Genomic DNA, 26,505 nt, shown 5'->3' with positions numbered 1-26,505 from the left:
ATGTTCGACCCGATTCAACCCATTGATTATGCTATAGGGCGCAGCATGCTGCACCCCTACCATGAAACAATGAGCATTCTGAGGCGGGGTTTCCCGCCTTTCTTTTTTTACCCCCGGGCAGTAGAGTGAAAATCCTGATAAAAAATAACTGATTGGAACTCTTTCATGTCTTCTCTGCCCGCTCACTATAAAGCCACCTTGCTCGGTCTGTTGGCGATCCTGCTGTGGAGCAGCGTGGTTGGCCTGATACGCAGCGTCAGTGAAGGGCTGGGGCCGATTGGCGGAGCAGCAATGATCTACAGCGTCAGCGCGGTATTTTTGCTGTTGGCGTTGCGCCTGCCGAATTTACGCCTGTTTCCGCGCTCCTATCTGCTCCTCGGCAGCCTGCTGTTTGTCAGCTATGAAATCTGCCTGTCGTTATCTTTGGGCTATGCCAATACCCGCCTGCAAGCGATTGAAGTGGGGATGATCAACTACCTGTGGCCCTGTTTTACCGTGCTGATGGCGCTGGTGCTTAATGGGCAAAAAGCCAAGTGGTGGCTGCTGCCGGGGTTGTTGCTGTCTTTGTTCGGCATTGGCTGGATCATGAGCGGCGAGGGCGGCTGGTCGCCGGCGCAAATGCTGGAGAATGTGCGCAGCAATCCGCTGAGTTACTCGTTGGCTTTTGGCGGCGCGGTGATTTGGGCGCTGTATTGCAATCTGACCAAGAAAATTGCCCAGGGTCATAACGGCGTGGTGCTGTTCATTACGCTGACCGCCGTGGCGCTGTGGTTGAAATATGCTTTCAGCAGCGAAAGCGGTATGCAATTCACGCTGCCGGTAACCCTGACGCTGCTGTGCGCGGGCATGGCAATGGGGGCAGGCTATGCGGCGTGGAACGTGGGTATATTGCGCGGCAATATGACGCTGTTGGCGACGGCGTCTTACTTCACGCCGGTGCTGTCGGCGGTGTTTGCCGCGCTGGTGCTGGATACTGCATTGACCGCCAATTTTTGGCAGGGCGTGGTCATGGTCACGGCAGGCTCGTTGATCTGCTGGCGGGCAACCCGAGGAAATTAACGGAAATTATCTGCCTGTCGGCCAATGTTGAACTAGAATTTAACTAGCGATTCTGCCTGAAGGAACATAAAAAATGAGAGACGATATCCAATTCATTCAGCAGCCAGTGATTGACGACGAAAGTTTTATGCGAGGGGATACCGTACGCCTGACCACCGCCAACTTGCGCCACGAATACCAGCTGGATGTCGGTATTTTACGCCGTGAAGGCAAGCTGATTTTTGGTTCGGTAATCGCTGCGGCACCGAAAGTGGACATCCCGCCCAAAGAGTGGGAAGTGGCACCGGGGCAGGAGGTAGTGTTCCGCCAGGAAAATATTGCCAAGGCGGTATTGGGCGGAAAATAACGCCTTTTACTCCGTCCTCAGGCCTTTGCTGAGGTAAATTTTGCGATAATCCGTCGGTGAAACTCCGAGCCGACGGACAAAGGCTCGCCGCAGTAATTCGACGCTTGAAAACCCGCAGCTGGCCGCAACCTGTTTGGGTGCAAGCCTACCGCTCTCTAACAATCGTCTTGCCTGTGCGATACGGATATCTTCAATCCATCTGCCAGGGGAAGTACCGACTTCACGGCTGAACAGCCGGGTAAAGTGGCGAGGAGTGATGCCGGCGCGAGCCGCCAGGCTGGCGACGCTGTGCGGCAAGGCGATATTTTCGATGGCCCAGCGTTGAACCTCCTGCAATACAGAACGGCCCGCCAACGAGGTCTTGTCCTGGTAACTGAACTGCATTTGCCCGCCTGGGCGCTGAAAGAACATCACCAACTGAGCGGCAACCCGCCGTGCCACCTCGCGACCCAGATCCTCCTCAACCATCATCAGCGCCAGATCCAGCCCTGAGGTGACGCCGGCTGCGGTTTGCAGGCGACCATCGCGCACATAAATAGCGTCTTTATCGATTTTTACCTGAGGGAAGCGCAGGCTGAGCCGTTCGGCAACGGCCCAGTGGGTGGTGATTTGTCGGCCGTTCAGCAGCCCGGTGGCCGCCAGCAGAAAGGCGCCGCTGCAGACAGATCCATAACGGCGAGTACGCGGAATAACCCGTTTTAGCCAGTCGAGCGTACGCGTCTGGCTTTCCTGTTCGGCCATGCCCGGTGCACCGGCCACCAGCAAGGTATCAATCACTTCATCACGCCATTGGGTAATCGCGCTGTCAGGAAGCACCTTCACCCCGGAGGAAGAGACGATCGGCGCGAGCGTGCGGCCCACCACCAGCAAACGATAGGCCGGGTATCCCACCTGCAGATTGGCTTCGGCAAACACGTCCAGCGGGCCGGAAACATCCAATAGCTGCACGCCCGGCACGGCAAGAATGGCGATGGTTTTTATCATGGTGGTGGCCTGCATATCCCGAACGGCAGGATAAGTCCTTAATCGTAGTATTTGTGCTATTGAGGACATCCAGTGTAATGCCTAACCTGAGCTTCTACCACACAAGCGGAGAAGTGATATGAGCCAAAACATCCAGGGTATCCGAGTGCCTGACAGCGCGTTGGCGCGCCAGGCAACCGAATTGGTACGCGACACCGAAAGCGATCTGCTGTTTCATCATTCCAGTCGGGTTTATTACTGGGCCGCGCTGGCGGGGGCAGAGCGTAATTTGCAGGTTGATCCGGAGCTGTTATACATCGGCTGTATGTTCCACGACATGGGCCTGACTCCGCAGCACTGCAGCTGCGATAAGCGTTTTGAGGTCGATGGCGCCGACGCGGCAGCCGCTTTCTTGCACAGCCACGGCGTTCAACAGCGGGATATCGATCTGGTGTGGACGGCGATTGCGCTGCATACCACGCCGGGTATTCCGCAATATATGCATCCCGTGGTTTCTCTGGTGACCGCCGGTGTAGAAATGGATGTCCTGGGCATTGACTATCAGAAGTTTGATGCCGAATTGCGCGACCAGGTGGTGCAGTTGCATCCGCGCGGTGCGCAGTTTAAGGAGGATATTATTCAGGCATTCTATGACGGGATTAAATCCAAACCGCAAACCACTTTCGGTAACGTAAAGGCCGATGTGCTGGCAGATAAAGATCTCCATTTTGTCCGTAGCAATTTCTGCAGCATCATTCGCAATTCGTCCTGGCCAGCCTAACCCTCGGTGGCCTCTTTTCTTGTCAGCCGGTCATTGCGACCGGCTTTTCTGTTTAACAAAAGTAACCGACATTAACTTTTTGTATTGAACACATTTGGCACAAAACCTGCTTTAAAAATCATCGGGCATGACAAAAATCACAGCGATCGTGAATTTGCATGAAACATAATTTGACAAATGTGAACGCAATCGATTACCTATTCGCGAAATGCATAACTGGATCACAGATTCTTACACCCAGTGATTTCTATAATGCGCGCGTCGCCCGAGAGTTTGTAAGCGGAGGCAACGCCAGGTGTCGTCAGACTGATTGTCATCTTTTCTAACGGGCAGGAAATGGCCCTTTAAGCATGTGGTAATAAAAATGAAAAAAATAGCTCTCGCAGCAGGTGTACTGCTCGCAGCGTCTTACAGTGCATCTTCAATGGCTGATAGCAAAGACAGCCAATACGTCTCGGATTGGTGGCACCAGAGCGTTAACGTGGTAGGCAGCTACCACACCCGTTTCGGACCTCAGTTGAACAACGATCTGTACCTGGAATATGAAGCCTTCGCCAAAAAAGATTGGTTCGACTTCTATGGCTACATCGACGTTCCTAAATTCTTCGGCGTGGGCAACACCCCTGACCGCGGTATCTGGGACAAAGGTTCTCCGATGTTTATGGAAATTGAACCTCGCTTCTCCATCGACAAACTGACCGGCACCGATCTGAGCTTTGGCCCGTTCAAAGAATGGTACTTCGCCAACAACTACATCTATGACCTGGGCCACAACGCTGACGGTCGCCAGAACACCTGGTACATGGGTCTGGGTACCGACATCGACACCGGTTTGCCAATGAGCCTGTCGATGAACATCTATGCCAAGTACCAGTGGGAAAACTACCAGGCTGCCAACGAAAACAGCTGGGACGGTTACCGCTTCAAAGTGAAATACTTTGTGCCGTTGACCCAGGTGTGGGGCGGCAATCTGAGCTACATCGGTTTCACCAACTTTGACTTCGGTTCCGATCTGGGCAAGGACGACTTCACCGTGAACGGTCGTCAGGCGCGCACCAGCAACTCGATCGCTTCCAGCCATATTCTGGCGTTGAACTACGATCACTGGCACTACTCGTTCGTGGCTCGTTATTTCCATAACGGCGGCCAGTGGCAGGACGGTGTGGATATTGGCACCCCACAGGGTCCAATCAAATCCACCGGCTGGGGTTACTATATCGTGGCCGGTTATAACTTCTGATTTTCCGTGGTATCAGAAACAGAAAACCCCGCTTTGGCGGGTTTTTTTTTCGTCATCACTGCGCTTGTTCACCGGGCAGATGCCGCACCGGCATAAATAATCGTCCTTTGATTACGTGGCATTCATTATCGATCCAATTGATGATTTGTTCACGGCTAACGCCTTCGGATTGCGCGTAGCGGTGAAGATCGCCATTAAAGTGCTGCGTGATGTATTCCATGAGGGTCATTTGCATGTCTTTTGCTCCTGAACGCCCACCCGTTGCCAACTGGCCACCGCGGGAGGTTAAGGTTTCTCAGACGCCGAATTTAAAGTATTGGCAACCAAATCTCAACAAAAAGCACCTCTCTGGTGCATCCGATGTCGATTTATCGGTAAAAAAGAATCCCGCACGGAGAGGCGGGAAGCGTTCAGTGTTATCACTTTAGGCGATAAAAAGATGATTTGAGGTGCGACGAAAAAGAGCAGGCTAACTCTTTTTGTGACAGTTCCAAACTACTGCATGGCTTATTTCGCTGCAAGAAAAATCTTAGGCCGGAATTCGGTTTTTTCGAATAGTTTTGCGCTGGGATAATATTCTGTCATCTGGTTTGATTCTCATCTCTGTATGGGATCAAACTCTCAGAGTTTTCCTCATGCTTTAGACGGAGAACTGCGCCTATAGTGAAGGTAATAACCCATGCAGGAAGTAACAAAATGAGCAAACGTCGTACTGCTTTCACCGTATTGGCGCTGATTGTTTCTCTGGGGTTGTCATCCGCACCGGCGCTGGCCGACAAAGGCGGCAACGGAAACGGCAACGGCCATGGTAACAGCGGCAATCATGGTAATAACGGCAACAATGGCAAGCATGGCAATAAGGCCAAAGATAACGATGGCGACCGCGGGCTGGTTTCCGTCAGCATTTCCCATGAGCGTGCACGTTCTCTGGCCGTAAACTACGGCCTGACCGGCTACCGATCTTTGCCGCCGGGGATCGCCAAAAATCTGGCGCGCGGCAAGCCTCTGCCTCCGGGCATCGCCAAAAAAATGGTGCCATCCTCCATGCTGCACGATCTGCCTTATTATCCTGGCTATGAGTGGCGCGTTGCCGGTAACGATCTGGTGCTGGTGGCGTTGAGTACCGCTCTGGTTGCCTCGGTGATCAACGGCGTATTTGATTGATTCCCGCTGACTCTGCTTTAAGGCCCCGCTTCGGTGGGGCTTTTTATTTGCCTGCAACAGGGGATCGTGGTGAACTCTTTTCCTGTTATTTCGGTGCATAAGGAAATTGTGATGTTCAGGATGTTATTGATTGCCTGCTGCCTGGTCAGCTTTTCCGCGCTGGCAAGCGGGGGGACGGCGCTTGGCGAACTGGTCAATCAGCGTCTGGGTTATATGAAAGACGTTGCCGGCTACAAAGCGCAGCAGCATTTGCCGATCGAGGATTTGGCACAGGAAGCCAAGGTGCTGGCAAGCACTCAGGCAGAGGCGGGGCGCTTAGGATTGGATCCGCTTTCGGTTCGGCCGTTTATCATCGCGCAAATGGACGCCGCCAAGGCGATTCAATACCGTTACCGCGCGGACTGGCTGGCGCAGCCGGAAAGCGGCTGGCAGCCGCGCCCGCTGGAACAGGTGAGGCCGCAGATTGCCGAGCTCAGCAGCCGAATTTTGCAGCGATTGGCGCAGGAATTAAAAGCCGGGGCGCTGACGGAGAGTGCGCGCAGTCGTTTTATTCAGGCTATTGATCAGAACAACCTCAGCGAAGCCGACAAGCAGCGGCTGTTCACCGCCTTATTGGCCGTCAGGGCCGCCAAGGCGGAGTGATCCCGGCGTCCGCTAATCGCGGCCGATGCTGCTGCGCTGGAAGGTCAGCACCCGGCTGCGATTGGCAATCAAATCTACGCTGTAGCCGCGGAAATAGAGGCAAAAGCGTTTCAACCACGGGCCGTCGCTGCTTTCGACCAGCATACGGCCCTGGCCCAACGAACTGATCTTCCCGGTTTGCGATGCCGGGCCCACGCCAATGTGCACCCGATCGCCGCAGATCTCGAAGGCGGTGCGGTACTGCGGGTGGTACCACAAGCCTTGCACGTGCTTTAAACAATCGCGGTTGGGCGTGACGGGCAGAAAGCTGCGCGGCACGTGGCACACTTCGCCTTCTACCGCTTCACCGGTCCATTTCAGCCGCATTGGCATATGGGCGGAAAGCGACACCGCGTAGCCGTCATCGGCCTGATACAGCGCCTCTTCACTGCCCAGATAGGCGACGTTGCCGTCTTTCACCTCCAGCCAGTAAGGATCTGCCACCGTGGTGTAAATGCCATCGGGAATGGCGGCGCTGCGTTTCGGCAACGCTTCGCCCAGTAAGGCGGCCATCACCTGCAGCGCCATACCGAAGCTGTCGCAGTCCTCCCGGTTCGCCACCACAACGACACCGGCCTGCCGATCGGGCGCCAGCAGGAAATAAGTTTTGTAGCCGGCGTGCGAACCGCCGTGGCCCAGCAGACGATATTCACCGAGCGGAGTTTGCGCCAGCCCCAGCCCGTAAGCGCTGAGTTGCCCTTGGTTAAGATGGCGCGGGGCACTCAGCTGCGCCAGTACCCCACGACCAGGACCTTGATTGGCCAGCAGCGTTTGTAACCAGCAGGTGAGGGCATTGGCGCTGCCGGTCAGGCTGCCGGAGGCGGAAAGGTGCAGGCCGGCGCTGGCTAACTGCCAGCCCTGTTTGGCGCGCCAGTAACCGGGGATGAGCCCAGGCACCACGTCATACCAGCTTTCAGGCGCTCGTAGCTGCACCTGCAGCGGTTGGGCGATGTGTTGCTGCACCAGTTGGTCGAAATCATGCCCCTTGGCCTGCAGTGCGGCCTCCACCAGCCGGTAACCGGTGTTGGTATAGGTGATTTCACTGCCGGCCGGGTAGTTCAGCCCTTCCAGCCCCTGCAGGAACTGCATGACCGGTTGCGCTTCACTGCGCGTATGCACCGAGATACCCAGCAGCCCCAGGGTTTCACGTACGTCAGGCAGCCCGCTGGTCATATCCAACGCCTGCCCCACGGTGACATTCGCCAGAGGATCCTGCAGCTCTGGCAGCAGATCGCCCAGGCGGTCATCCAGGCTTAGGGCGTTATCGGTGGCGTTTAGCGCCAGCGCGGCGAAAATGTGTTTGGTGACGGAAGCGTAGCGCACCACGCTGTCTGCGTTAAAAGGGGTATTTTGCGCCAGATCGGCTCGCCCGGCACTGGCGGTCGCTCGTATCTGCGCGGCGTCGAACAGGGTAATAGCCCCGCCGGGTTGGTGGTCGGACTGCCAATCGGCCAGCAGCCTGTCAGCGACGGCCTGTGCGGCACGCCAGTTTAGCGGGATTTCGGACATAGGGGCCTCCAGAGTATTTTTATCAATTTGTGCCTCGATGGGCTTTTCGCCAGATTGTCGCGTACCGCGCAAACTGTGGGCCGCCGTTTTGTGCGCTGTTCCGACCAGATTCACTTATTTTCAGTCAAAACTGCGATGCAGTGCGCAAATCGAAAAAGGAACAACCAGGAGGCAAATTGTGTGCCACAACGTGAGGAAGCTAGAGGGGGAGCGCTTGAAGGTTTGATTGTCGCAGGGCAATTAGCATTGCCCCGCAACTGGAGTAGAAAAGGATTAACGCAGTTGGTCGCCGCCGGACAGCAGGCTGTCGATCATCTGTTTTAGCAGGCGCTGCAGGGCGGCGGCACGTTCGGGTGCAAAGGCATACGGATACTGTTCTGACATGTAGTTCACCTGCGCCAGCTCTAGTTGAATGGCATGCTGCTGTTCTTGCGGGCGGCCGTAGGCGCGAGTGATGTAACCGCCTTTGAAGCGTCCGTTAAGCACGTGCGTAAACTGCTGTTGCTGTTCGCAGCAGGCGACCAGACGATCGCTCAGCGCCGGGGCGCAGCTTTCGCCGCCGTTGGTCCCCAGGTTGAGATCCGGCAGCTTGCCGTCGAACAAGCGCGGGATAACGGAGGCGATAGAATGGGCGTCAAACAACAGGGCGTAGCCGTGCTTGGCTTTCAGGCGCGCCAGTTCGTCTTGCAGCTGTTGGTGGTAGGGCTGCCAGATCTGCGCCAGATAGCCGGCGCGCTCCTGGTCAGAGGGGGCCTTCCCCGGCAAGAAGCTCGGGCGACCGTCAAACAGCACATCAGGGTACAGACCGGTGGTGGCGGTGGTGTAGAGCGGTTTGTCATCCGCCGGGCGGTTCAGGTCGATAACGAAGCGCGAGTAATTGCCGATCAGCACGCTGGCACCCATGGCGCGCGCGAAATCGTACAGCTGCGGGATATGCCAGTCGGTGTCCGGCAGCGGTCGCGCCTCTTCGGTCAAACCGGCCTCGACGGCCGGCGTCAATCGGGTACCGGCGTGGGGAATACTGATCAGCAGCGGCAGGCTGCCGGCGTGGAAATCAAAAGCATCGCGAATGGTCATTGACGTACTTCTCCTCGGAAAATCACCGTACAGGGCAGTTGACCGCCCAACCAGTAAGCCAGTTCTGCCGGACGGGACAGCGGCCAGTGCACAAAATCCGCCAGTTTGCCGGCTTCCAGCGTTCCCTGGCTTGCCTGCAGGCCCAGCGCCTTGGCCGCATGCACCGTGACGCCCGCCAACGCTTCTTCCGGCGTCAGGCGGAACAGCGTGCAGGCCATATTAATCATCAAACGCAAGGACAGTGCCGGCGAGGTCCCCGGGTTCGCATCGCTGGCGATCGCCATGGCTACGCCGTGTTTGCGGAACAGGTCTACCGGTGGGCATTGGGTTTCACGCAGCAGGTAATAAGCGCCTGGCAGCAGCACCGCAACGGTGCCTGCATCGCCCATCGCTCGTGCATCCTGTTCGGTAGCATATTCAAGATGGTCGGCGGAAAGAGCATGGTGCTGCGCGGCCAATTCACTCCCGCCGAGGGCAGAAAGTTGTTCCGCGTGCAGCTTCACGGGCAGACCCGCTTTTTCCGCTGCGGCGAACACTCGCGCCACCTGCGCCGGTGAGAACGCCAGATGCTCGCAGAAGGCGTCAACCGCATCGGCCAGTCCGGCAGCGGCGGCCTGAGGAATAATGGTGTTGCACACCAGATCGATATAGTCGTCGGCGCGATGGGCATATTCCGGCGGCAGCGCGTGCGCCGCCAGGCAGGTGGTTTTTACTTCAACCGGCAACAGTTCGCCCAGCTTGCGCGCCACGCGCAGCATTTTCAGCTCGCTTTCCGGCGTCAGCCCGTAGCCGGACTTGATCTCCACGCAGGTCACGCCTTCCGCCAGCAGCGGTCGCAGCCGGAACAGCGCCTGCTCCAGCAGCTGTTCTTCGTCGGCGTCACGGGTAGCTTTGACGGTGGAAATGATGCCGCCGCCCTGGGCAGCGATATCGGCATAGCTGACCCCGTTCAGGCGTTGTTCGAACTCGCCGCTGCGGTTCCCGCCGAATACCAGATGGGTATGGCAGTCGACAAAGCCCGGCGTGATGATGCCACCGTCGAATTTCACCGCTTCATCTGCTATCAGGGTTGCCGGTAACGCCGCATGTTCGCCCAGCCAGACAATCTTGCCGTCACGCACGGCGATCGCGCCGTTGGCGATAGTGTGATATTTGCCGTCGCGCATGGTGACGACATCGGCCCCGTGCCACAGGCTGTCGCAATGAATCTCAGAGGTCATGGCTTTTCTCCGCCGGAGCCGTGGCTCCCACATGGTTGTATATACAATTAAAAACAACCTAGCGCATTCATCGGGTTGTCACAAGGGGCGGGATAAAAATTTGTTATCGGGATGTGATCGTTGTGGAAGGGCGGGTGCCAAAACGGCACCCGCAGAGGATCAGACTTCGCTGGTGAAACGGCCGAACAGTTGATAACGGCTGCCGGGGTACAGCAGGCGTGCCGAAGTGACGACGGTTTTGCCGGACCAGGTGCGGCGGTGGATCAACAGGCCCGGTTCGTGGTCTTCCAACTGCAGCAGTTCGCGCTCCTGGCGGGTCGGCACTACCGCTTCGACGATGTGTTCGCCTGCGGTCAGCGGCGCGGCCTGCGTCAGATAGATATAGGGCGTAACGCGGTCGAAATCCTGTTTCATGTAATCGGGGGCGATGAGGGGGTTCACGCAGCGGTCTTCCACCTGTACCGGCAGGTCGTTTTCGTAATGCACAATCTGCGAATAGAAAAGCTGCTGGCCCGGTTGAATGCCCAGCGCCAATGCTTCTTCCTCGCTGGCCGGCCGCGCCTTCAACTGCAGGATCTTGCTGCTGTGGCGATGTCCACGGGCGGCGATTTCGTCGGCGATATTATGCACTTCCAGCAGCGCGGTGTGCGCCTTGGCTTCGGCGACGAAGGTGCCCACCCCCTGCATGCGGATCAGATAGCCTTCGGTGGTCAGCTCGCGCAGCGCGCGATTGATGGTCATGCGGCTGACGCCCAGTTCGGCGACCAGCTCACTTTCCGAGGGAACGCGTTGGTGCGGCAGCCAATGGCCCGCCCGGATTTGGTTCACGATCGCCTGCTTGACCCGTTGATAAATGGGGGCGGGGGTATCGCTCATTGCAGCAGCCAGTTGCAGCACGGTCTGTTGATCAACCACGGCGTTAACCTCGTCAAATAAAAAAATAATAACATCAGTTTACTGTTGATGTCGGCGTATGTATATGTATATACAACTAGGGGCCGGTCCGCCACAGCAATGCGCTGGGCCCGTGTATTTTCGGATGCGCGATTATCGCGCGTTATTAACCGTTACACTAACAGTGGAATACTGCCATGCCTGCATATTTTGCCTCACGCGCTCTGCTTCCTGAAGGTTGGGCGCATAACGTCCGGTTGGACGTGGATGCGCAAGGTTACCTGACTCAGGTGACCGCCGACGCCGATCCCGAAGGTTGCACCCGTCTGCACGGCGATGCGGTGCCGGGCATGCCAAACCTTCACTCTCACGCCTTCCAGCGTGCGATGGCCGGACTGGCGGAGGTGGCGGGCAATCCGCAGGACAGCTTCTGGACCTGGCGTGACCTGATGTATCGCCTGGTGCAGCGTTTGACGCCGGAGCAGGTGGAGGTGATTGCCCGCCAACTCTATATCGAAATGCTGAAAGGGGGCTATACCCAGGTCGCCGAGTTCCACTATCTGCATCACGGCGCCGACGGTCTCCCTTATGCCGATCGCGGCGAAATGACCGGCCGACTCAGTCAGGCGGCGGCCCAGGCGGGGATCGGCATGACCCTGCTGCCGGTGCTGTACAGCTATGCGGGATTTGGCGGCCAACCCGCTCAGCCGGGGCAAAAGCGTTTTATTCAGAATGCGGACAGCTATCTGGAACAACAGCAGACGATCGCCCGTCAGTTGGCAGACCAACCGTTGCAGAATCAGGGCCTGTGCTTCCACTCGCTGCGTGCGGTGGAGCTGGGCCAGATGCAGCAGATCCTGGCGGCGTCGGACAGTACGCTGCCGGTGCATATTCATATTGCCGAGCAGCAGAAAGAGGTCAACGACTGTCTGGCCTGGAGCGGACGGCGCCCCGTCGCCTGGCTGTACGAGCATCTGCCGGTGGATCAGCGCTGGTGTCTGGTTCACGCCACGCATCTTGATCGCGATGAACTGGAGCTGTTGGCGCACAGCAAAGCGGTAGCGGGCCTGTGCCTGACTACCGAAGCCAACCTGGGCGACGGCATCTTCCCCGGCGACGCCTATCTGCAGCATCAGGGGCGCTGGGGCATTGGTTCTGACAGCCACGTATCGCTCAATGTGGTGGAGGAGCTGCGCTGGTTCGAATACGGCCAGCGTCTGCGCGATCAGCGTCGTAACCGGTTGACCACGCCGGAGCAACCGGCCGTGGCTGACGTTCTCTACCAACAGGCCTTGCAGGGCGGGGCACAGGCCTGCGGTGCGCCGATCGGACGGCTGCAAAGCGGCTACCGTGCCGACTGGCTGGTGCTGGACGGCGACGATCCTTACCTGGCCGCGGCGCCGGACGCCTCGATCCTCAACCGCTGGCTGTTCGCCGGCGGTAAAGAGCAAATCCGCGATGTCTTTGTCGGCGGTCGGCAGGTGATCGAACAAGGACGCCATGCACTGCAGCAACAGAGCAGCGCGGCGTTCTTGCAGGTGTTGAAAACCTTCCAGCAGGAGGCGTGATGAGCCTGACGCGTTTTGATTTTGCTTCCCTGCCGGTCACGCCGTGGCGTAATGGTGGTGGGGAAACCCGAGAGATCGCCAGTTGGCCTGCGGGTGCCCAGGATTTCGACTGGCGTGCCAGTATCGCCACCATCGCGCAAGACGGCCCGTTTTCGGCCTTCAACGGGATAGATCGTTCGATCACCCTGTTGGAAGGCGATGGCGTGCATCTGTTCAGCGCCGGGCACGTTGATCATCATTTATCGCAGGCTGGTGAACCGTTCGCCTTCTCCGGCGATGTGGCGTTGAGCGCGACCCTGTTGGGCGGCAGCAGCCAGGATTTCAATATCATGACCCGGCGCGGCCGCTGGGTAGCCGACGTGCTGCGAGTGACTGAGACCATCGAGCTGCCGTCATCGCATGCTGGTGTGCTGTACGTGCTGCAGGGACGATGGTTGCTGGCGGATGGCGTGATCCTGACCGCACGTCAGGGTGGGTGGTGGCCGGCGGGAGAGTTCAGTGGGGCGCTGACGCCGCTGACCGAGGATAGCGTCATTCTGTGGGCCGACATCACACCCGGCTAAACCGGGCTAGAGTCCAGCGCTAAGTTGTGGGATGATCTGCACTTCTATCCCACACTTATCCCACATTGAGAAGGGCGCATGGCCTCGCTGAAAGACGTTGCAAAACTTGCCGGGGTATCCTTGATGACGGTATCCCGCGCCATCAACGAGCCCGATAAGCTGCGGCCGGATACCTACCAACGCGTCAAGCGGGCGATTGACCAACTGGAATACGTGCCCGATCTCGCGGCGCGGCGCATTCGCGGTGATAGTAACCGGGTCCAGACCCTCGGCGTGCTGGCGCTGGATACCGCGACCACCCCGTTCTCGGTGGAAATGATCCTGTCGATCGAAAAAACGGCGCGTGAACACGGCTGGAACAGCTTCGTGGTCAATCTGTTTGCCGACGACAGTGCGGAACATACCGTAGATTTGCTGCTGGCACACCGACCGGACGGGGTGATCTTCACCACCATGGGGTTACGCCAGGTGGCGATACCGCCCAAGTTGCTGGATAAAAAACTGGTGCTGGCCAACTGCATCAGCCAGGAACACTCGGTCGCCAGTTACATTCCCGATGACGAGCAGGGCCAGTATGACGCCATGCGCGCGTTGATTGCCAAAGGCTATCGCGCACCGCTGTGTATTCACTTGCCGGAAACGACCCTGGCGGCCGGGTTGCGCCGTCGCGGGCTGGAACGTGCCTGGGGTGAAGCGGGCGGAGACGTCGATCAACTACGACAATATCATCTCGATCTGACCGAGGGCGATGAGCATTACCGTGACAGCGTGGCATTGCTGGAACGTCACTTCTCGCCGGGGCAGCGCGACTGCGATGTGGTGGTGTGTGGTAACGATCGGGTGGCGTTTTTGGTGTATCAGGTGTTGCTGGCGCAGGGCTGGAAAATCCCGCAACAGGTCGGGGTGCTGGGCTACGACAATATGGTCGGTATTGACCAGCTGTTCCTGCCACCGCTGACTACGGTGCAGTTACCGCACTACGAGTTGGGTCGGCAGGCGGCGCTGCATTTGATTCATCAATTGGATCACCATGACAGGGTGAAAGTGGCCTGCCCGTTATTACTGCGAGGATCGCTGTAACCCAACAGGGCGCAGTTCATTCATCGCTGCGCCCTGCACATTGAGTTCGTCTCAGATCACTCCCAGATGCTTTCCAGTTCCCAGGCCTGTGCCGCACCAAACTGCGCCAATCCGCTTTCGGCGAACAGGGTGACGCCGCGCTGCCCGTCGGTCGGATAGATACGGCTGGTCAGGCTGGCCTCGCCCTGATTGACGAACACTTCCAGCGATGAGCGGTCGATAAAGACGCGCAGCGACAAAATGTCAGCCTCCTGCAGTGGCACGCTGCGGCAGCCGCACAGGCCCGGATCTTCACTGAAACGTTCCAATACCAATCGATGCGTTTGATTATCGACGTACAGCCGTGCGGCGGTTCCGATGTCGATGCCGTAGCGCTCGGCATCGCTGGTGGCCACGTTCAGCGTCAGCACCAGTTCCTGTACCCCGTCAACCAGCTTCTGGCGTTGGTTACGCACAGACACGGCGTCAAACGACTGTGGCTGCCTACGTAACGCGCTCAGCTCACGAGCCGGATTCATCAATACGTTGCCTTCGCACGACAAGGTCAATTCGCGGGGCAGGGTGAGCGCTCCGGCCCAACCGTGGGGCTTGCTCGGCATCGGCGATTCCCACATGTCCATCCAGGCGAACAGCATGCGGCGACCGTCGGCGGCGGTGAAGGTTTGCGGTGCGTAGAAATCGTGCCCGCTATCCAGCTCGCAGAAGGACTGGGTGACGCTGAAATCCTCATCAGGCCGCCAGTGTCCGAGCAGATACCCGCTCTGGAAGCGGTTGCGATTGCGGTAGCCCTGGGCCGTCAGCCCCTGCGGCGAGAACAGCAGAACCTGCTTTTCACCGAGCGGGAAGAAATCCGGACATTCCCACATATAGCCCTGGTGCGGCGATTGCGCCCCTGCGAGGACGCGATCGAACTGCCAGTCGCGCAGGTCATTCGAACGGTAAAGTCGCGCCTGGCCCAGCCCGTTTTCTTTGGCGCCTACCACCATCCACCAGCGGTCGGCTGCACGCCAAACTTTCGGGTCACGAAAGTGCTGAATGCCTTCCGGCGGCAGCAAAACCGGCCCGTGCTTGACGAAATGCACGCCATCTTCGCTGGTCGCCAGACATTGCACTTCACGTACCTGGTCGTCGTCGCCTTCTTTGCCCAACCAGACGTGGCCGGTGTAGAGCAGCGTCAATACGCCGTTGTCATCCACCGCGCAGCCGGAAAAACAGCCGTCTTTGTCGTAGCTGTCGCCGGGAGCCAGGGCGATCGGCTGATGCTGCCAATGTGCCAGATCCTTGCTGGTGGCATGGCCCCAATGCATGGGGCCCCAGTTTTGGTCATAGGGATGATGTTGGTAGAACGCATGGTAGACGCCGTTAATGTACACCAGACCGTTGGGGTCGTTGATCCAACCGGCGTCCGCCGCCAGATGAAATAGCGGGTAGTAATCGTCCTGACGTTGCGCGCGCAGCGCTTCGACCGCGTGATCGGCCTGAGCTAAAGCATTTTTCATTGGGTTGGCTCACTTGATTTTATCGTTGATTGAAATGGAGGTGCGCAGGCGACGGTTTCACCACGCAGCAGGAAGCAGGAAATCAGCGTGGAGCCAGCCACGGCGCAGCCCATCAGCAAATAGGTGTCGGCAAAGCCGATACGGTCGTAGCCGTAACCGGCCAGCGGCGCCAGGATGCCGGCGACGATTTGGCTGATAAACTGGAAGCCCACCAGATACAGCGTCGAGGACAGGCGGCTGTCAAAGCGGGTGGTGATGTACTTGAACATCGCCACCAGCAGGATAGGCAGCTCCACGGCGTGCAACAGTTTCATGGCGGAAATCATCAGGGCGCCGCTGGCGAAGCCGGAACCGAACATGCGCAGCGCCATCACGCTGCTGGCCAGCAACAAACTCTGTTTGATACCGATGCGATTGACCAGCAGGGGGGCCAGGAACATGCCGCCGGCCTCAAGAAATACCTGCAAGGAGTTGAGGAAACCGTACATGCGGTTGCCTTCTTCGTGGGTGGCGAACTGCGAGGCAAAATACACCGGGAACTGCTGGTCAAACACGCCGTAGATGCTGGTACCGAGAACGAAAACCACCAGTGCCCAGAAACCCGGCAGGCGCAGCAGGGCCAGCGCGTCCTGCAGCTTCAGATTTTCCGGTTTGCCGTATTCCAGACCGGCCATGGCGTTGGGTTTCAGTTCGCGCACCTGCCACAGCAGCAGCAGAAACACCGCCGCCGAGGCCGAAGCGATCCAGAAGTTAATATTGGGATTGATGTTGTAGTTGAAACCGGCGAAGAAGGTGGCGCTGGCCCAGCCCAGTGACCCCCACATGCGAGCCCGGCCAAACTCAAAGCCGACGATCCGGCTGACCCTTTCGGTATAGGACTCCAGCGCGCCAATGCCGGCATTGAACGCCAGGCTGACAAATACGCCGCCCACCAGCGCACCGGCCACCAGGTTGGTTTGCAGCAGCGGGGCGTAGACGTAGATAAAGAACGGGCCGGTCAGCAGCAGCAGCACGCCGACAAACAGCAGCAGGTGTTTACGCAGCCCGAGCTTATCCTGAATAAAGCCGTACAGGGGCTGTGCGCACAGCGCCATGATGGACATTGCCGAGAAGATCAGGCCGGTTTCCGTGCCTTTCAGGCCGATCTTCTGGTTCAGCCAGATGGAGATCAGAGAAAAACTGGATGACCAGGTGAAGAAGAAGAAAAACAACAGGCCGCTGAGAAGCACATAATATTTTTTTGTTTCGCGGTTCATGGGGAATGCCCTGATGGATGAAATTGGCTCTATTGTTAACGTTAACTTTAAACCAAATAAAGCCGCCAAAGCGACGGATTGCGATTTTAATCACAAAAGTTAACGTTAACATTTTACGGGTGTGATCCAAATCACCCGTTAATAAAACAGGGGCGCAGTGCGCCCCGGAGACTGCTGACAAACATATAATGTTTGGCGGCAGGCGTTAGAGATTTTGAAAATAATCAGGAAAATCTATTTCTTGATTATCGGCTGATATCACAAAGGGGGAAAAACCACGCTTTTATCCCCCTTTGTCAATAATCTGAGGGACGCAGTGCGCCCCGCAGGGTTAACGTTCGTTGAGTGAACGGAGATGGTCGTCGCGCCGCAGGGTCATCAGCGCGAACAGGCTGACTACCGAGGTGGCAACCACGTAGTAGGCTGGGATATCGAGGTTGCCGGTCTGTTTGATCAGACCGGTGATGATTAGCCCGGCAGAGCCGGAAAATACCGCGTTAGAAAGCGAATAGGCCAGCCCCAGGCCGGTATAACGCACCTGCGTCGGGAACATCTCCGCCAGCATCGCCGGACCGGGGCCGGCCAGCAAACCGACGACCGCACCGGCGATCATCACTGCGATGCCTTTGACCAGCAACGAACTTTGAGGGTCCTGCAGCAGGTGCAGCAGCGGGAAGGTGAACAGGATCACCGCCACTACCGCCGTCAGCATCACCGTTTTGCGTCCCAGCTTATCGCTGAGGATGCCGGCGGGCAGAATGGTCAGGGCGAAACCGACGTTAGCCAGTACCGTCGCCACCAACGCCTGCTGGAAGGTGGCGTGCAGCGAGGTTTGCAGGTAGGACGGCATCACCACCAGAAAGGTGTAGCCGGCAGCAGACCAGCCCATCATGCGTCCAATGCCGATCGCGATGGTTTTCACCACGCCGCTTAACTTCAGCTCGGCGGCTTGCACCTGGGTGCCGAGGTTTTGCTGCGCCTGGGTAAAGGTCGGTGTTTCTTGCAGTTTCAAGCGTAGCCACAGTGCTACCGCGCCCATCGGCAACGCCAGCAGGAAGGGGATACGCCAGCCCCAGTCATGCAACTGCTCAGGGGTTAAAAGCGCAGCCAACAGCGCCACCAGTCCGGCCCCCGCCAACAGCCCGAAGGCCACGGTCAGCGACTGCCAGGCCCCGAACAGGCCACGTTTTCCCTTTGGCGCGAATTCGGTCATCAGCGAGACCGCACCGCCGAATTCCCCGCCGGCAAACAGCCCCTGGAACATGCGCAACAGGGTCAGCAGCAGCGGGGCGGCGACGCCGATGGAGGCATAGGTCGGCATCACGCCGATCAGGGCGGTGGCCACCGTCATCAGCAACAAGACTGCGATCAGCGTCGGTCGGCGGCCAATGCGATCGCCGATGCGGCCGAAAATCACGGCGCCTATCGGGCGACAGAAAAAGGCCAGCGCAAAGGCGGCATAGGTGAGGATCAGGCTGGTAATTTCACTTTCACCCTGCAGAGTGAAAAAATTGGCGGCGATCACGGTAGCGAGAAAACCGTAAACGCCGAATTCGTACCACTCAATAAAGTTGCCGACCGATCCGGCCAGCAAGGCCTGACGCGACTGACGTGCGTCGATAACCGCTGTTTGTGTGTCCATCCCCATTCCCGTGCGTTTGAATTATTGTCATTCAGTTCTAAATTCTTACGGCAAAACAATCAATTATTTTAAACGGGAAGTGTGAAGGCCTCAGACGATGTCGTCGATTTTCCACCAGTCGGGGCAGCCATCGGCAAAGGAGTGCGCGGTGGGGCGCAGCGCCGCCAGGTCGCCACGATCAAAACTGCCGGTGACCAGTGCGACGGTCGGTTCGTCATCGACAGCGCCCAGAGTACTGCCGCAACGTGGGCAAAAGGCGCGGCTGGAATAGTCGGAAGAACGGTACAGGGCAGGCATGCCGCCGGCACCGATCCAACTGACGGCCTCACGCGGAAACTCAACCCAGCACAACGTTGGCGCGCCGGAGTGACGCTGACAGAACTCGCATGAGCAACTGTGAGGATTACCGGGCTGGCCAACGGCCTGAAAACGGATATGCCCGCAAAGACAGCCACCTGAATACCGCCGTTTTTCCATCGCTTCACCTGTCGTTTGTCGTTGTAGCCTGTAGGTTGAGCTTACTATAAAGGCCCTGGCGGAAAATAAAACGCCGGGGCGAATGATTACCAGGGTAAGGGGGCGGTCTCGTGGCCGTTTTCGGCGTAGTACAGCGAAGGCAGGAATTGCGCCAGATAGCTGAATTCATTGTAGCAATGGCGCATCAGGTTAAAGCCAACCTCGTCCGGCAGTTCTTCATGGGCGTTGGCACAGGATTTCCCCAACAGAAAACGGCTGCGTAGCACGCAACCATAGGGGGTATCGCGGGCCAGATGCAGCATTTCGCCGTCGAGCGGATCGCCGTAGTCGTCCAGAGCCACCTGCTCGCCAAAGCCGATCCGTGCGCATACGGCAGCGGATAACGCCTGACCGTCCCGCGCCTGTCGCAAAGGTTGTGCGGCAAAAAAGTCTTCTGCCGCGTGAAATTTGAGCCGTGCCGGTACCGGCGGCAACTCGGCTAACCATTCCACCGCGTCGATGCTGGCGCCCACGTAGCTTTGGCCTTTTCTCCAGTGCTGATCCCAGCCGCGGTGCTCGACATGATCGTGCGGGTGCCACCAACGGATATGCTGGGTGGTATCGAAAAAGGTAAACCACCAATCCAGCATGCGGCCCTTGCAGCCATGCAGATCGGTACGGATTGCCACGGTTAACCAGCCGTCGCTGTTGCGTGTCAGCCCCATCTCCAGCCGCAGCGGTTCAGGTTTGAGCAACTCGTTGATATCATTTACGCCCCAGGGCAGCATCAGTGATTGATGTGTCATCACGCTCATCCTTTTTTATTTAGGAAACGATATTTGTTTCCTAAATGAGGCTATGCCGCTATGCTGACTCTGTCAACGACTTCGAGGAACTGTGATGGCAAATAAAGTGGAAGCCGAACCGCGTACGCGTGGAAGGCCCTCGGCTCCGGAAGAGGAGTTACGCGCGGCGGCAGTGGAGGCCACCCTGGCGCTGTTGCTGACGCAGGGCTATGCCGCCACCACCGTGGACGCGGTGGCGAAGCGGGCGGGCATGGCGAAGAAAACCCTGTATCGCTTTGCCGAGAACCGCGATGCGCTGGTGACGCAGGCGATCGCGAGCTGGACCGACGCCTTTGCGCCGGTGTTTGAACAGGACGCGCAGCGGGCGACAGAGCTACCGACGCTGTTGTCGCAGGGCTTGCAGGCCATTGCGCGACAGGTGCTGAGCGAGCAGGCGGTGGGGATGTTTTGCCTGCTGCAGAGTGAATTTCCGGGGCGTGAAGACTTGCTGGCGGCTTATCAGCGCAACGGCATTGAACGCGGCAGGGCGATTGTGGCGCAGTGGCTGCAGCGTCAGCAACGCCGTGGCTGGCTGTATGAACGAGATTACGCGCAAATCAGCGATCTGCTGCTGGCGATGGTGATGGCAGAACCCTTACGTCAGATGGCGCTTGGCCTGTTGCCGCCGGGCAGTGCGATCGACACTCGCATAGCGGCGGCGTTGGCACTGGTGTTGCCGGGTTTGCTCAGGGCACCGTCGTCCGGGCCCTGAGGCTGGTGGGGGGGCAAGTTACTTTTTACTTACCGTACCGGCGCAGCAACTGCTCTGCCGCGGCGAAGTCTGGCGCCAGCGGGCGGTCAACCTCGATAAACGGCACCTGCTTGCGCACCGCCGTATAGAGTGCTGCGGTGGGGGCGGATAGCGTAAAACCGTTGTGCCGCTGCTGGCGCAAATCCACTGCCTGCGCGTCATGCACCAACAAGATCCCCAGCAATTGATAGCTGTTGTCCACCTGCTGCTGAACGCGAGCCACTACCGAAGGCGCATTGGTGGCGATGTCTTCAATATCGCCGGCGACCGGGAAGTAATCGAGCGATACCGGCATGGCGAGCTCTTTATTGCGCATCGCCAGCATCATGACCGGCTTTTCCATCGCGCCAAAGGCGTGCACGGTGTGGTCGGTGCCGAGAAAACGACTCAGGCCGGTAAACGCCGGGTTATTCAGCTTGACCACCTGTTGAGCGCTGGCCAGCGAATTATGCGCCAGCGCCAATCCCAATTGCTCAAAGGCCAGCACCCAGGGCAGCGGCTCAAAGTTGGCGCTCGGCAGCACGGCACCTTGCAGACTGCCTTTGCTGACGTAACCTACCGCCTCCTGCGGCCGCTGCGACGGTGCCGTAACGTCGAGTGCCACTCCAGGATTGTCGTCGGAGCTGTTTAACTGTACCAGCAACTGGTCATAAGCCTGCTGATAGCTGCGCTGGAGCTCCGCCAGCAGATAAACCCCGGAGCGAAAACTCAGCGGATCCTGCAGGGGGCGGCTGTCATCGTGCTGCCACAGGCTGGAGCCGGTCAGCAACTCGCGCAGGTTTTTCCCCATGGTCGCCACTTCCGGGTAAGGGCGTAGCGCCAGGGTATTGGCGAGGAACGGCGAGAGGTTGCCGTTCAGCGCCTGCAGGCTGAGCGCATAGGTCAAGGTATTGACCTGCATCAGGTGGGCCAGCGAATCCAGTGCCAGTGCAGCGCTGGCGGCGGAATAGGCATTGGAACTGAGGATCGCCAGCGCGTCTTTGGCATAGGGGGCAATGGCCGGTGTTTGGCTGCCTTGCAGCGCCGCTTTGGCCGCCACTTTGTTGCCCTGGTAATACACGTCACCTTCGCCGAGCATTGCCAGTCCAATGTGGCTGATCACCGTGATATCCCCTTCGCCCACCGATCCGTCTGCCGGGATCACCGGGGTGATGCCTTTGTTGAGAAAAGCGACATAGGCGTCGACAATCGCCGGTTGGACACCGCCGCCACCGCTCAACAGGGCATTGAGCCGGGTGACCATGGTGGCCCGCGCGATGCGGACGCTCATGGCTTCGCCAATACCGCCAGAGTGGGCATGCAGCAGGCCGACGTTAAATTTTTTCGAGGCGTCGATCACCTCCTGCGTCAGTTTGCCGTGGACGTCGACCATGGGCCGGTCCTTGTTTAATCCGACGCCCACCGTCAGCCCATAGATTTTCAGCCCGCTCTGCGCAGCTTCGATCAGCACCTGATGTGACCGTGTCACGCGCTCCATGGCGACGGGCGCGACGCTCACCGCTTCGCCATCGGCGACCTGCGCAATCAGGTGCGGGGTAATAGAGTGTCCATCGAGCGTGACGGTAGCCAAGCCCAATGGGTGGTAACCGAACGTCAGCGCGGCCAACAGCGATAAAGCGAATTTTCCTGGCATGATAAGTAAACCCTTGTTGTTGATTTTTATGATGTTTTAACGTTGTTCGGTTCAGGACTGCTGCGCCGGACGGCGGGCGATAAAATACAGGGTGATCAGCGCCAGCAAGCTGGCGATCATCACGTACCAGGCCGGCGCAAAGCGGGTGCCGGTATTCTGGGTCAACCAGGTAAGGATCGCCGGTGCAAAGCCGCCGAATACCGTCACCGCCAGGTTATAGGACACCGACATGCCGCTGGCCCGGACCTGGGTGGGAAACAGATCGGACAGTGCCGCAGGGGCCACGCCGACGAACAGCGACACCAGCATGCAAAACAGGGTCTGTACCAGGATCAGCATCGCGGTGGTGTGGTAAGCGTCGAGCAGCAATAACAAGGGGTAGCTGGCAACCAGCAACAAGGCGGCACCGGCCTGCAGGATTTTCAGGGTACCGATGCGATCGGACCAGGCACCTGCCGCTACGCAGCAAACCACCATAAAGCAGTTACCGATCAGCGCCGCTAAAAACGCCTGATGGCTCTCGAAATGCAGCACGCGCTGAACGTAAATCGGCATATAGATAATCAGCGCGTAGACGCTGACCGCCCACAGAATAGACAGCCCGGTGCCCAGCAGCACGGCCTGACGATGGGTTCGGAACAGCTGTCTCAGCGGCTTTTCCGGAGCGCATTGCTCCCGCTGACGCCGGGCCTGCTCTTCGGCAAACAGCGGCGTTTCTTCCAGGGTTTTACGCATCCACAGGCCAATCGGAGCGATCGACAAGCCGATGATGAACGGAATACGCCAGCCCCAGTCGCCTACCTGTTCGTGACTGAGCGTCAGGGTGACCGCGGTGGCGACCAGAGCGCCCAGGATATTGGAGATCCCCATGCTGGCCTGCAGCCAGGAGGCGTATTGGCCTTTCTGGTGCGCGGGGGCGTGTTCGATTAAAAATGCGGCCGCGCCGCCCACCTCGCCCCCGGCGGAAAACCCTTGCAGCACCCGGCCGCACAGGATCAATAAAGGGGCGCCTATGCCAATAGCGCTGTAGGGCGGTGCAAAGGCAATGATCGCCGTGCCGACCGCCATGGTCATGATGGTCAGGGTCAGGGCGGCCTTGCGGCCAACCCGATCGCCATAAGCGCCGATCACCAGGGCGCCGAGCGGGCGAATGACGAAACCGAGACCGAAGGCCAGAAAGGCTTCAAAGAGTTGGGTGCCGGCATCGTTGGGGTGGAAAAAGTTCTGCGCGATGTACACCGCGAAGAAGGCGTACACCGAGAAGTCATACCATTCCAGCGCGTTGCCGATAGAAGCGGCGGCAATCGCTTTGCGCCCACGGCTTTTGCGCGGCGTAACGGCGGTGTCGGCAGCCAGCAGGGGGGATATGGGCGGAACCGTGCTTTTATTCATCGTTGTTCTCCGCGAGGCAGTGAGATATAGGGCAGGGATTTTTCGGCAATCTCATCGAGCGACTCCTGATAACCGGCGTCGGCGTATCGCATCACGCCGGTACTGGTGTCGTTGGTCATCGACAATTGCAGGCGTTGCTGCGCCGCGGCGCTGCCATCGGCGATGGTGGTGACGCCTGAGCTGGTCATATAGCCGCTGTAACCGCCGCCGCCGGAGTGGATCGCCACCAAATCCGCCATGGAGGCGCAGTTGACCAGCGCATTGAGCAGCGGCCAGTCGGCGATCGCATCGGAGCCGTCCTTCATCTTTTCGGTCATGATATTCGGGTGAGCCATCGCCCCGGCGTCGAGATGATCGCGGGTGAAGGCGATAGGCCCGGAAAGACGGCCGTCCGCTACCATGCGGTTCACTTCCAGCGCCAGCTCGGTGCGTTCCCCGTGACCGAGCCAGGCGATGCGCGCCGGCAGGCCTTCAAAGGGCACATGTTGGCGCGCCAGGGTGATCCAGTTACTGACGATGCGGTTATCGGCAAAGCGTTGCAGCAGGTAGTCGTCGATCACCCGAATATCGTTGCTGTCGTTGGACAGGGCAATCCAGCGGAATGGGCCGATGGCGCGACAAAACAGCGGCCGCAGGAAGGCCTCGGTGAATATGGGGATCTCGAATGCGCGTGACACGCCGCCCTGGTGGGCGTGGGTGCGGATAAGATTGCCGTTATCGAACACCACCGCGCCGCGATCCATAAAGCCGATCATGGCTTCTACGTGTTGCACGATAGAGCGGCGGCTGGCGTCCATCAGCGCATTGATATCCGCCTCGCGTTGCGCCGCCACCTGCTCAAGGCTGTAGCCGGCGGGGACATAACCGTACACCAGGTCGTGCGCCGCCGTTTGGTCGGTAACGATGTCAGGAATCACGCCGCGAGACAAAATCGCCGGGTAGACTTCGGCGGCATTGCCCAGCAGCGCGACCGACAGCGCCTCTTTGCGCTGTTGTGCGGCGGCGATCATCGCCAGTGCCTGGTCGAGATCTTTCGCCTGGTGCTGTAAAAAGCCGTTTTTCAGCCGTTTGTCGATACTGGCCTGATTGACCTCGACGGTCAGAATTGCCGCGTTGGCCAGGGTGCCCGCCAGCGGTTGCGCACCGCCCATGCCGCCCAGCCCGGCGGTGAGGATAAAGCGGCCGCGCAGATCGCCAGCGAAATGCCGTTCGGCGATGCGCGAGAAGATTTCATAAGTCCCCTGGATCACCCCCTGCGAACCGATATATTGCCAGTCGCCGGCGGTCAGCCCGCCCCAGCAGAGCAGGTTTTCTTTTTCCCAGCGGTAGAAGTTCTCCGCCTTCGCCCACTGACCGACCATATTGCAGTTGGCCATGATCACCAGGGGGGCATTAGCGTGGGTCTGCAGCACGCCGATTGGCTTGCCGGATTGCACCAGCAGCGTTTGGTCTTCACGCATGGCTTTTAACGCATGAACAATGGCATCGTGTGACGGCCAGTCACGCGCCGCACGTCCCAATGCCGCATATACCACCAGTTCGTCGGGGTTTTCGCCAACGGCCAGTACGTTTTCCAATAGACGCAACAGCGCTTCTTGCCGCCAGCCCAGGCAGCGCAGCTCGGTGCCCGAGGTCACTTCAAAGGTTCTTTTCATGCGGCATCTCCCGTCGGCAGGTAGCTGCGTAAGTCAATCCCGAGGGTTTTCTCCACCGGGGGATAGACCGCCGGATCGGTGACCGACGAGGAAAGCGGGAACTGCGAATGATGCATATGGAAAATCACCACTTCCATACCTGGCTTTAACTGCCCGGCGCTGATCGGGTTGCCGGCCTTGTCGAGGGTGGTGATCACGTCCGGATAACTGGCGAGACGCTCGCCGTGGGCGTCTTCCACCGCCATATGTTCATTCATGATATGGATACGGCGCAGGTCCTTGCCCTGGCCGACAGTCACGATGCCGACGTCAAACGCCTCTTCGGTATAACGCAGGCTGTTGGCGGCCACCTTACCGCTGCCGATAATATTGCCGCCGGTGTGGCGACAGATGGCCTCGACGATGCCGTTGCCGTTTGCCGCCAGAATGCTTTCACCCAAGGCAATCGCCTGGCTGATGCCCCCCAACGCAGCGTGTTGGCGTACGTAGGCGACGGGGATCGGGTTGCGACAGCTGGCGATAAAGCCGCCGGACATGTCTGCCGCTTTGCGCAGCACCGGCGACACCTTGACCGTGGCACCTTTCACCACCAGTTCGATATAGGCGTTGTTGGCCCGATTGCCGCCGACGGCAGCCTGGATCATCGGTTCAGGGCTGGAAGCCAGGCCGATGGAGCCCATGTCGCCGGTCGGGTGGGCGCGCAAATCGCCGACCGCATCGACGACCTTGCAACCGAGGATCGCGGCAGGCAACCAGCCGTTGAGGGTGCTGGACATACCGTTCTGTCCGACCATCAATCCGGCGATAGGGGCGCCCAGTTCCTGCTGCACCAACTGCACGGCCTTAACGTAGTCGACGCCGAGCATTTGCCAGTCGGTCAGGCCGCCGGGGGCGCCAATCGCTGCCGCGGTAGCGATCCAGTCGTTATCGTTCAATTCCTCGAGGCTGACCAGTTCCGGCCGGCCAATGGTTACCGCCAGTCGCCCAAGCTCCAGGCCGTGGGCAACCCAACCGCCACCGCCGCAGGCAAATACCGAACCGCCTTTTACCGCGGCCTCCACATCGCTAAGTGTTAAAACACGCCCCATGGTCTGTGCTCCTGAAAGTATCGGTGAGATTGCGCTTGAATGAATAATCTGTGAATAGTTGCGCTACCGGAATTCGATACTAGGGGGCGGTTAACCAAAATGTCGCATTACTTTTTATCACCTGCGTATAACACAATGTTAAC

At 58.7% G+C, this 26,505-nt stretch carries 25 protein-coding genes; 10 read left to right on the top strand and 15 right to left on the bottom strand.

What is annotated here, in order from left to right:
* Positions 1-165: 165 nt before the first annotated feature.
* Positions 166-1,059: an aromatic amino acid DMT transporter YddG gene (gene yddG / locus H5P17_RS15550; protein WP_182823858.1), complete on the top strand. Its 894-nt coding sequence runs from the start codon at positions 166-168 to the stop codon at positions 1,057-1,059.
* A gap of 73 nt (positions 1,060-1,132) precedes the next feature.
* Positions 1,133-1,405, top strand: a complete 273-nt coding sequence (locus H5P17_RS15545) for a hypothetical protein (RefSeq protein WP_044550176.1) — start codon at positions 1,133-1,135, stop codon at positions 1,403-1,405.
* Between the two features lie 6 nt (positions 1,406-1,411).
* Here the strand turns inward: H5P17_RS15545 and H5P17_RS15540 are convergent, their stop codons facing one another.
* Positions 1,412-2,389, bottom strand: coding sequence for a GlxA family transcriptional regulator (locus H5P17_RS15540; protein ID WP_182823856.1), 978 nt, complete (start codon positions 2,387-2,389; stop codon positions 1,412-1,414).
* A gap of 118 nt (positions 2,390-2,507) precedes the next feature.
* On the opposite strand from H5P17_RS15540, the gene H5P17_RS15535 reads away from it, so the two are divergent.
* On the top strand, positions 2,508-3,149 hold the full coding sequence (locus H5P17_RS15535) for an HD domain-containing protein (protein WP_182823855.1): 642 nt from the start codon (positions 2,508-2,510) through the stop codon (positions 3,147-3,149).
* Positions 3,150-3,513: 364 nt separating this feature from the next.
* Positions 3,514-4,389: a nucleoside-specific channel-forming protein Tsx gene (locus tag H5P17_RS15530; RefSeq protein ID WP_041414482.1), complete on the top strand. Its 876-nt coding sequence runs from the start codon at positions 3,514-3,516 to the stop codon at positions 4,387-4,389.
* Between the two features lie 55 nt (positions 4,390-4,444).
* Here the strand turns inward: H5P17_RS15530 and H5P17_RS15525 are convergent, their stop codons facing one another.
* The gene (locus H5P17_RS15525; protein WP_020826507.1) at positions 4,445-4,624 is read right to left on the bottom strand and encodes a hypothetical protein; all 180 of its coding nucleotides are present in this window, start codon (positions 4,622-4,624) and stop codon (positions 4,445-4,447) included.
* A gap of 461 nt (positions 4,625-5,085) precedes the next feature.
* Between H5P17_RS15525 and H5P17_RS15520 the strand changes: the two genes are divergently transcribed.
* Both H5P17_RS15520 and H5P17_RS15515 read left to right on the top strand, forming a co-directional pair.
* On the top strand, positions 5,086-5,553 hold the full coding sequence (locus H5P17_RS15520) for an anti-virulence regulator CigR family protein (RefSeq protein ID WP_182823853.1): 468 nt from the start codon (positions 5,086-5,088) through the stop codon (positions 5,551-5,553).
* A 111-nt stretch (positions 5,554-5,664) separates the two neighbouring features.
* Positions 5,665-6,195, top strand: a complete 531-nt coding sequence (locus H5P17_RS15515; RefSeq protein WP_182823851.1) for a chorismate mutase — start codon at positions 5,665-5,667, stop codon at positions 6,193-6,195.
* A gap of 12 nt (positions 6,196-6,207) precedes the next feature.
* Here the strand turns inward: H5P17_RS15515 and H5P17_RS15510 are convergent, their stop codons facing one another.
* The 4 genes from H5P17_RS15510 to hutC all read right to left on the bottom strand — a co-directional run bounded on the left by H5P17_RS15510 (position 6,208) and on the right by hutC (position 10,955).
* On the bottom strand, positions 6,208-7,743 hold the full coding sequence (locus H5P17_RS15510; RefSeq protein WP_182823849.1) for a serine hydrolase: 1,536 nt from the start codon (positions 7,741-7,743) through the stop codon (positions 6,208-6,210).
* Positions 7,744-8,016: 273 nt separating this feature from the next.
* Positions 8,017-8,820, bottom strand: coding sequence for an N-formylglutamate deformylase (gene hutG / locus H5P17_RS15505; RefSeq protein WP_182823847.1), 804 nt, complete (start codon positions 8,818-8,820; stop codon positions 8,017-8,019).
* Positions 8,817-10,040: an imidazolonepropionase gene (gene hutI, locus H5P17_RS15500; protein WP_182823845.1), complete on the bottom strand. Its 1,224-nt coding sequence runs from the start codon at positions 10,038-10,040 to the stop codon at positions 8,817-8,819. Before hutI ends, hutG begins: the two co-directional genes overlap by 4 nt.
* A gap of 159 nt (positions 10,041-10,199) precedes the next feature.
* Positions 10,200-10,955, bottom strand: a complete 756-nt coding sequence (gene hutC / locus H5P17_RS15495) for a histidine utilization repressor (protein WP_020826513.1) — start codon at positions 10,953-10,955, stop codon at positions 10,200-10,202.
* Between the two features lie 176 nt (positions 10,956-11,131).
* On the opposite strand from hutC, the gene H5P17_RS15490 reads away from it, so the two are divergent.
* The 3 genes from H5P17_RS15490 to H5P17_RS15480 all read left to right on the top strand — a co-directional run bounded on the left by H5P17_RS15490 (position 11,132) and on the right by H5P17_RS15480 (position 14,145).
* Positions 11,132-12,502 (top strand): formimidoylglutamate deiminase, encoded by a 1,371-nt coding sequence (locus H5P17_RS15490; RefSeq protein ID WP_044550192.1) that lies wholly within the window; start codon positions 11,132-11,134, stop codon positions 12,500-12,502.
* Positions 12,502-13,065, top strand: coding sequence for a HutD family protein (locus H5P17_RS15485; RefSeq protein WP_182823844.1), 564 nt, complete (start codon positions 12,502-12,504; stop codon positions 13,063-13,065). The genes H5P17_RS15490 and H5P17_RS15485 overlap by 1 nt, the downstream gene beginning before the upstream one ends.
* 78 nt (positions 13,066-13,143) lie before the next feature.
* Positions 13,144-14,145: a LacI family DNA-binding transcriptional regulator gene (locus H5P17_RS15480; protein WP_182823842.1), complete on the top strand. Its 1,002-nt coding sequence runs from the start codon at positions 13,144-13,146 to the stop codon at positions 14,143-14,145.
* A 56-nt stretch (positions 14,146-14,201) separates the two neighbouring features.
* Here H5P17_RS15480 and H5P17_RS15475 read toward each other — a convergent pair whose 3' ends face one another.
* The 5 genes from H5P17_RS15475 to H5P17_RS15455 all read right to left on the bottom strand — a co-directional run bounded on the left by H5P17_RS15475 (position 14,202) and on the right by H5P17_RS15455 (position 19,804).
* Positions 14,202-15,644, bottom strand: a complete 1,443-nt coding sequence (locus H5P17_RS15475) for a glycoside hydrolase family 32 protein (protein ID WP_182823840.1) — start codon at positions 15,642-15,644, stop codon at positions 14,202-14,204.
* Positions 15,641-16,900 carry an MFS transporter gene (locus H5P17_RS15470; protein WP_182823838.1) on the bottom strand — a complete coding sequence of 420 codons (1,260 nt, stop codon included), beginning with the start codon at positions 16,898-16,900 and terminating at the stop codon, positions 15,641-15,643. Before H5P17_RS15470 ends, H5P17_RS15475 begins: the two co-directional genes overlap by 4 nt.
* 331 nt (positions 16,901-17,231) lie before the next feature.
* Positions 17,232-18,542 carry an MFS transporter gene (locus H5P17_RS15465; RefSeq protein ID WP_182823836.1) on the bottom strand — a complete coding sequence of 437 codons (1,311 nt, stop codon included), beginning with the start codon at positions 18,540-18,542 and terminating at the stop codon, positions 17,232-17,234.
* Between the two features lie 90 nt (positions 18,543-18,632).
* The gene (locus tag H5P17_RS15460) at positions 18,633-19,019 is read right to left on the bottom strand and encodes a GFA family protein (RefSeq protein ID WP_182823835.1); all 387 of its coding nucleotides are present in this window, start codon (positions 19,017-19,019) and stop codon (positions 18,633-18,635) included.
* Between the two features lie 86 nt (positions 19,020-19,105).
* Complete coding sequence (locus H5P17_RS15455) at positions 19,106-19,804, bottom strand: DAPG hydrolase family protein (protein WP_182823833.1); 699 nt, start codon at positions 19,802-19,804, stop codon at positions 19,106-19,108.
* 94 nt (positions 19,805-19,898) lie between these two features.
* On the opposite strand from H5P17_RS15455, the gene H5P17_RS15450 reads away from it, so the two are divergent.
* Positions 19,899-20,555, top strand: coding sequence for a TetR/AcrR family transcriptional regulator (locus H5P17_RS15450; RefSeq protein WP_182823831.1), 657 nt, complete (start codon positions 19,899-19,901; stop codon positions 20,553-20,555).
* A gap of 25 nt (positions 20,556-20,580) precedes the next feature.
* Here the strand turns inward: H5P17_RS15450 and hutH are convergent, their stop codons facing one another.
* From hutH to H5P17_RS15430, 4 genes are read right to left on the bottom strand one after another with little or no spacing between them, the layout of a single operon-like run.
* Positions 20,581-22,227 carry a histidine ammonia-lyase gene (gene hutH, locus H5P17_RS15445; protein ID WP_182823829.1) on the bottom strand — a complete coding sequence of 549 codons (1,647 nt, stop codon included), beginning with the start codon at positions 22,225-22,227 and terminating at the stop codon, positions 20,581-20,583.
* A 51-nt stretch (positions 22,228-22,278) separates the two neighbouring features.
* On the bottom strand, positions 22,279-23,619 hold the full coding sequence (locus H5P17_RS15440) for an MFS transporter (RefSeq protein ID WP_182823827.1): 1,341 nt from the start codon (positions 23,617-23,619) through the stop codon (positions 22,279-22,281).
* A complete protein-coding gene (locus H5P17_RS15435) occupies positions 23,616-25,274 on the bottom strand; it encodes a urocanate hydratase (RefSeq protein WP_182823825.1) in 1,659 nt (552 codons plus the stop codon). The genes H5P17_RS15440 and H5P17_RS15435 overlap by 4 nt, the downstream gene beginning before the upstream one ends.
* Complete coding sequence (locus H5P17_RS15430) at positions 25,271-26,362, bottom strand: DUF917 domain-containing protein (protein WP_182823823.1); 1,092 nt, start codon at positions 26,360-26,362, stop codon at positions 25,271-25,273. The genes H5P17_RS15435 and H5P17_RS15430 overlap by 4 nt, the downstream gene beginning before the upstream one ends.
* Positions 26,363-26,505 lie beyond the last annotated feature (143 nt).

This window comes from Serratia sp. OS31 (genome assembly GCF_014164835.1).
GTDB classification, from domain to species: domain Bacteria; phylum Pseudomonadota; class Gammaproteobacteria; order Enterobacterales; family Enterobacteriaceae; genus Serratia; species Serratia liquefaciens_A.
This window is presented reverse-complemented; position numbering and strand designations above follow the sequence as displayed.

Bases quoted from the DNA above. Each gene is read 5' to 3' on its own strand.
- H5P17_RS15530 (WP_041414482.1), top strand. From the start codon at position 3,514: ATGAAAAAAATAGCTCTCGCAGCAGGTGTACTGCTCGCAGCGTCTTAC.
- H5P17_RS15475 (WP_182823840.1), bottom strand. From the start codon at position 15,644: ATGAAAAATGCTTTAGCTCAGGCCGATCACGCGGTCGAAGCGCTGCGC.
- H5P17_RS15540 (WP_182823856.1), bottom strand. From the start codon at position 2,389: ATGATAAAAACCATCGCCATTCTTGCCGTGCCGGGCGTGCAGCTATTG.
- H5P17_RS15465 (WP_182823836.1), bottom strand. From the start codon at position 18,542: ATGGACACACAAACAGCGGTTATCGACGCACGTCAGTCGCGTCAGGCC.
- H5P17_RS15460 (WP_182823835.1), bottom strand. From the start codon at position 19,019: ATGGAAAAACGGCGGTATTCAGGTGGCTGTCTTTGCGGGCATATCCGT.
- H5P17_RS15545 (WP_044550176.1), top strand. From the start codon at position 1,133: ATGAGAGACGATATCCAATTCATTCAGCAGCCAGTGATTGACGACGAA.
- H5P17_RS15485 (WP_182823844.1), top strand. From the start codon at position 12,502: ATGAGCCTGACGCGTTTTGATTTTGCTTCCCTGCCGGTCACGCCGTGG.
- H5P17_RS15515 (WP_182823851.1), top strand. From the start codon at position 5,665: ATGTTCAGGATGTTATTGATTGCCTGCTGCCTGGTCAGCTTTTCCGCG.
- H5P17_RS15535 (WP_182823855.1), top strand. From the start codon at position 2,508: ATGAGCCAAAACATCCAGGGTATCCGAGTGCCTGACAGCGCGTTGGCG.
- yddG (WP_182823858.1), top strand. From the start codon at position 166: ATGTCTTCTCTGCCCGCTCACTATAAAGCCACCTTGCTCGGTCTGTTG.
- H5P17_RS15525 (WP_020826507.1), bottom strand. From the start codon at position 4,624: ATGCAAATGACCCTCATGGAATACATCACGCAGCACTTTAATGGCGAT.
- hutG (WP_182823847.1), bottom strand. From the start codon at position 8,820: ATGACCATTCGCGATGCTTTTGATTTCCACGCCGGCAGCCTGCCGCTG.
- H5P17_RS15510 (WP_182823849.1), bottom strand. From the start codon at position 7,743: ATGTCCGAAATCCCGCTAAACTGGCGTGCCGCACAGGCCGTCGCTGAC.
- H5P17_RS15480 (WP_182823842.1), top strand. From the start codon at position 13,144: ATGGCCTCGCTGAAAGACGTTGCAAAACTTGCCGGGGTATCCTTGATG.
- H5P17_RS15455 (WP_182823833.1), bottom strand. From the start codon at position 19,804: ATGACACATCAATCACTGATGCTGCCCTGGGGCGTAAATGATATCAAC.
- hutI (WP_182823845.1), bottom strand. From the start codon at position 10,040: ATGACCTCTGAGATTCATTGCGACAGCCTGTGGCACGGGGCCGATGTC.
- H5P17_RS15450 (WP_182823831.1), top strand. From the start codon at position 19,899: ATGGCAAATAAAGTGGAAGCCGAACCGCGTACGCGTGGAAGGCCCTCG.
- H5P17_RS15440 (WP_182823827.1), bottom strand. From the start codon at position 23,619: ATGAATAAAAGCACGGTTCCGCCCATATCCCCCCTGCTGGCTGCCGAC.
- H5P17_RS15435 (WP_182823825.1), bottom strand. From the start codon at position 25,274: ATGAAAAGAACCTTTGAAGTGACCTCGGGCACCGAGCTGCGCTGCCTG.
- H5P17_RS15470 (WP_182823838.1), bottom strand. From the start codon at position 16,900: ATGAACCGCGAAACAAAAAAATATTATGTGCTTCTCAGCGGCCTGTTG.
- H5P17_RS15430 (WP_182823823.1), bottom strand. From the start codon at position 26,362: ATGGGGCGTGTTTTAACACTTAGCGATGTGGAGGCCGCGGTAAAAGGC.
- hutH (WP_182823829.1), bottom strand. From the start codon at position 22,227: ATGCCAGGAAAATTCGCTTTATCGCTGTTGGCCGCGCTGACGTTCGGT.
- H5P17_RS15490 (WP_044550192.1), top strand. From the start codon at position 11,132: ATGCCTGCATATTTTGCCTCACGCGCTCTGCTTCCTGAAGGTTGGGCG.
- H5P17_RS15520 (WP_182823853.1), top strand. From the start codon at position 5,086: ATGAGCAAACGTCGTACTGCTTTCACCGTATTGGCGCTGATTGTTTCT.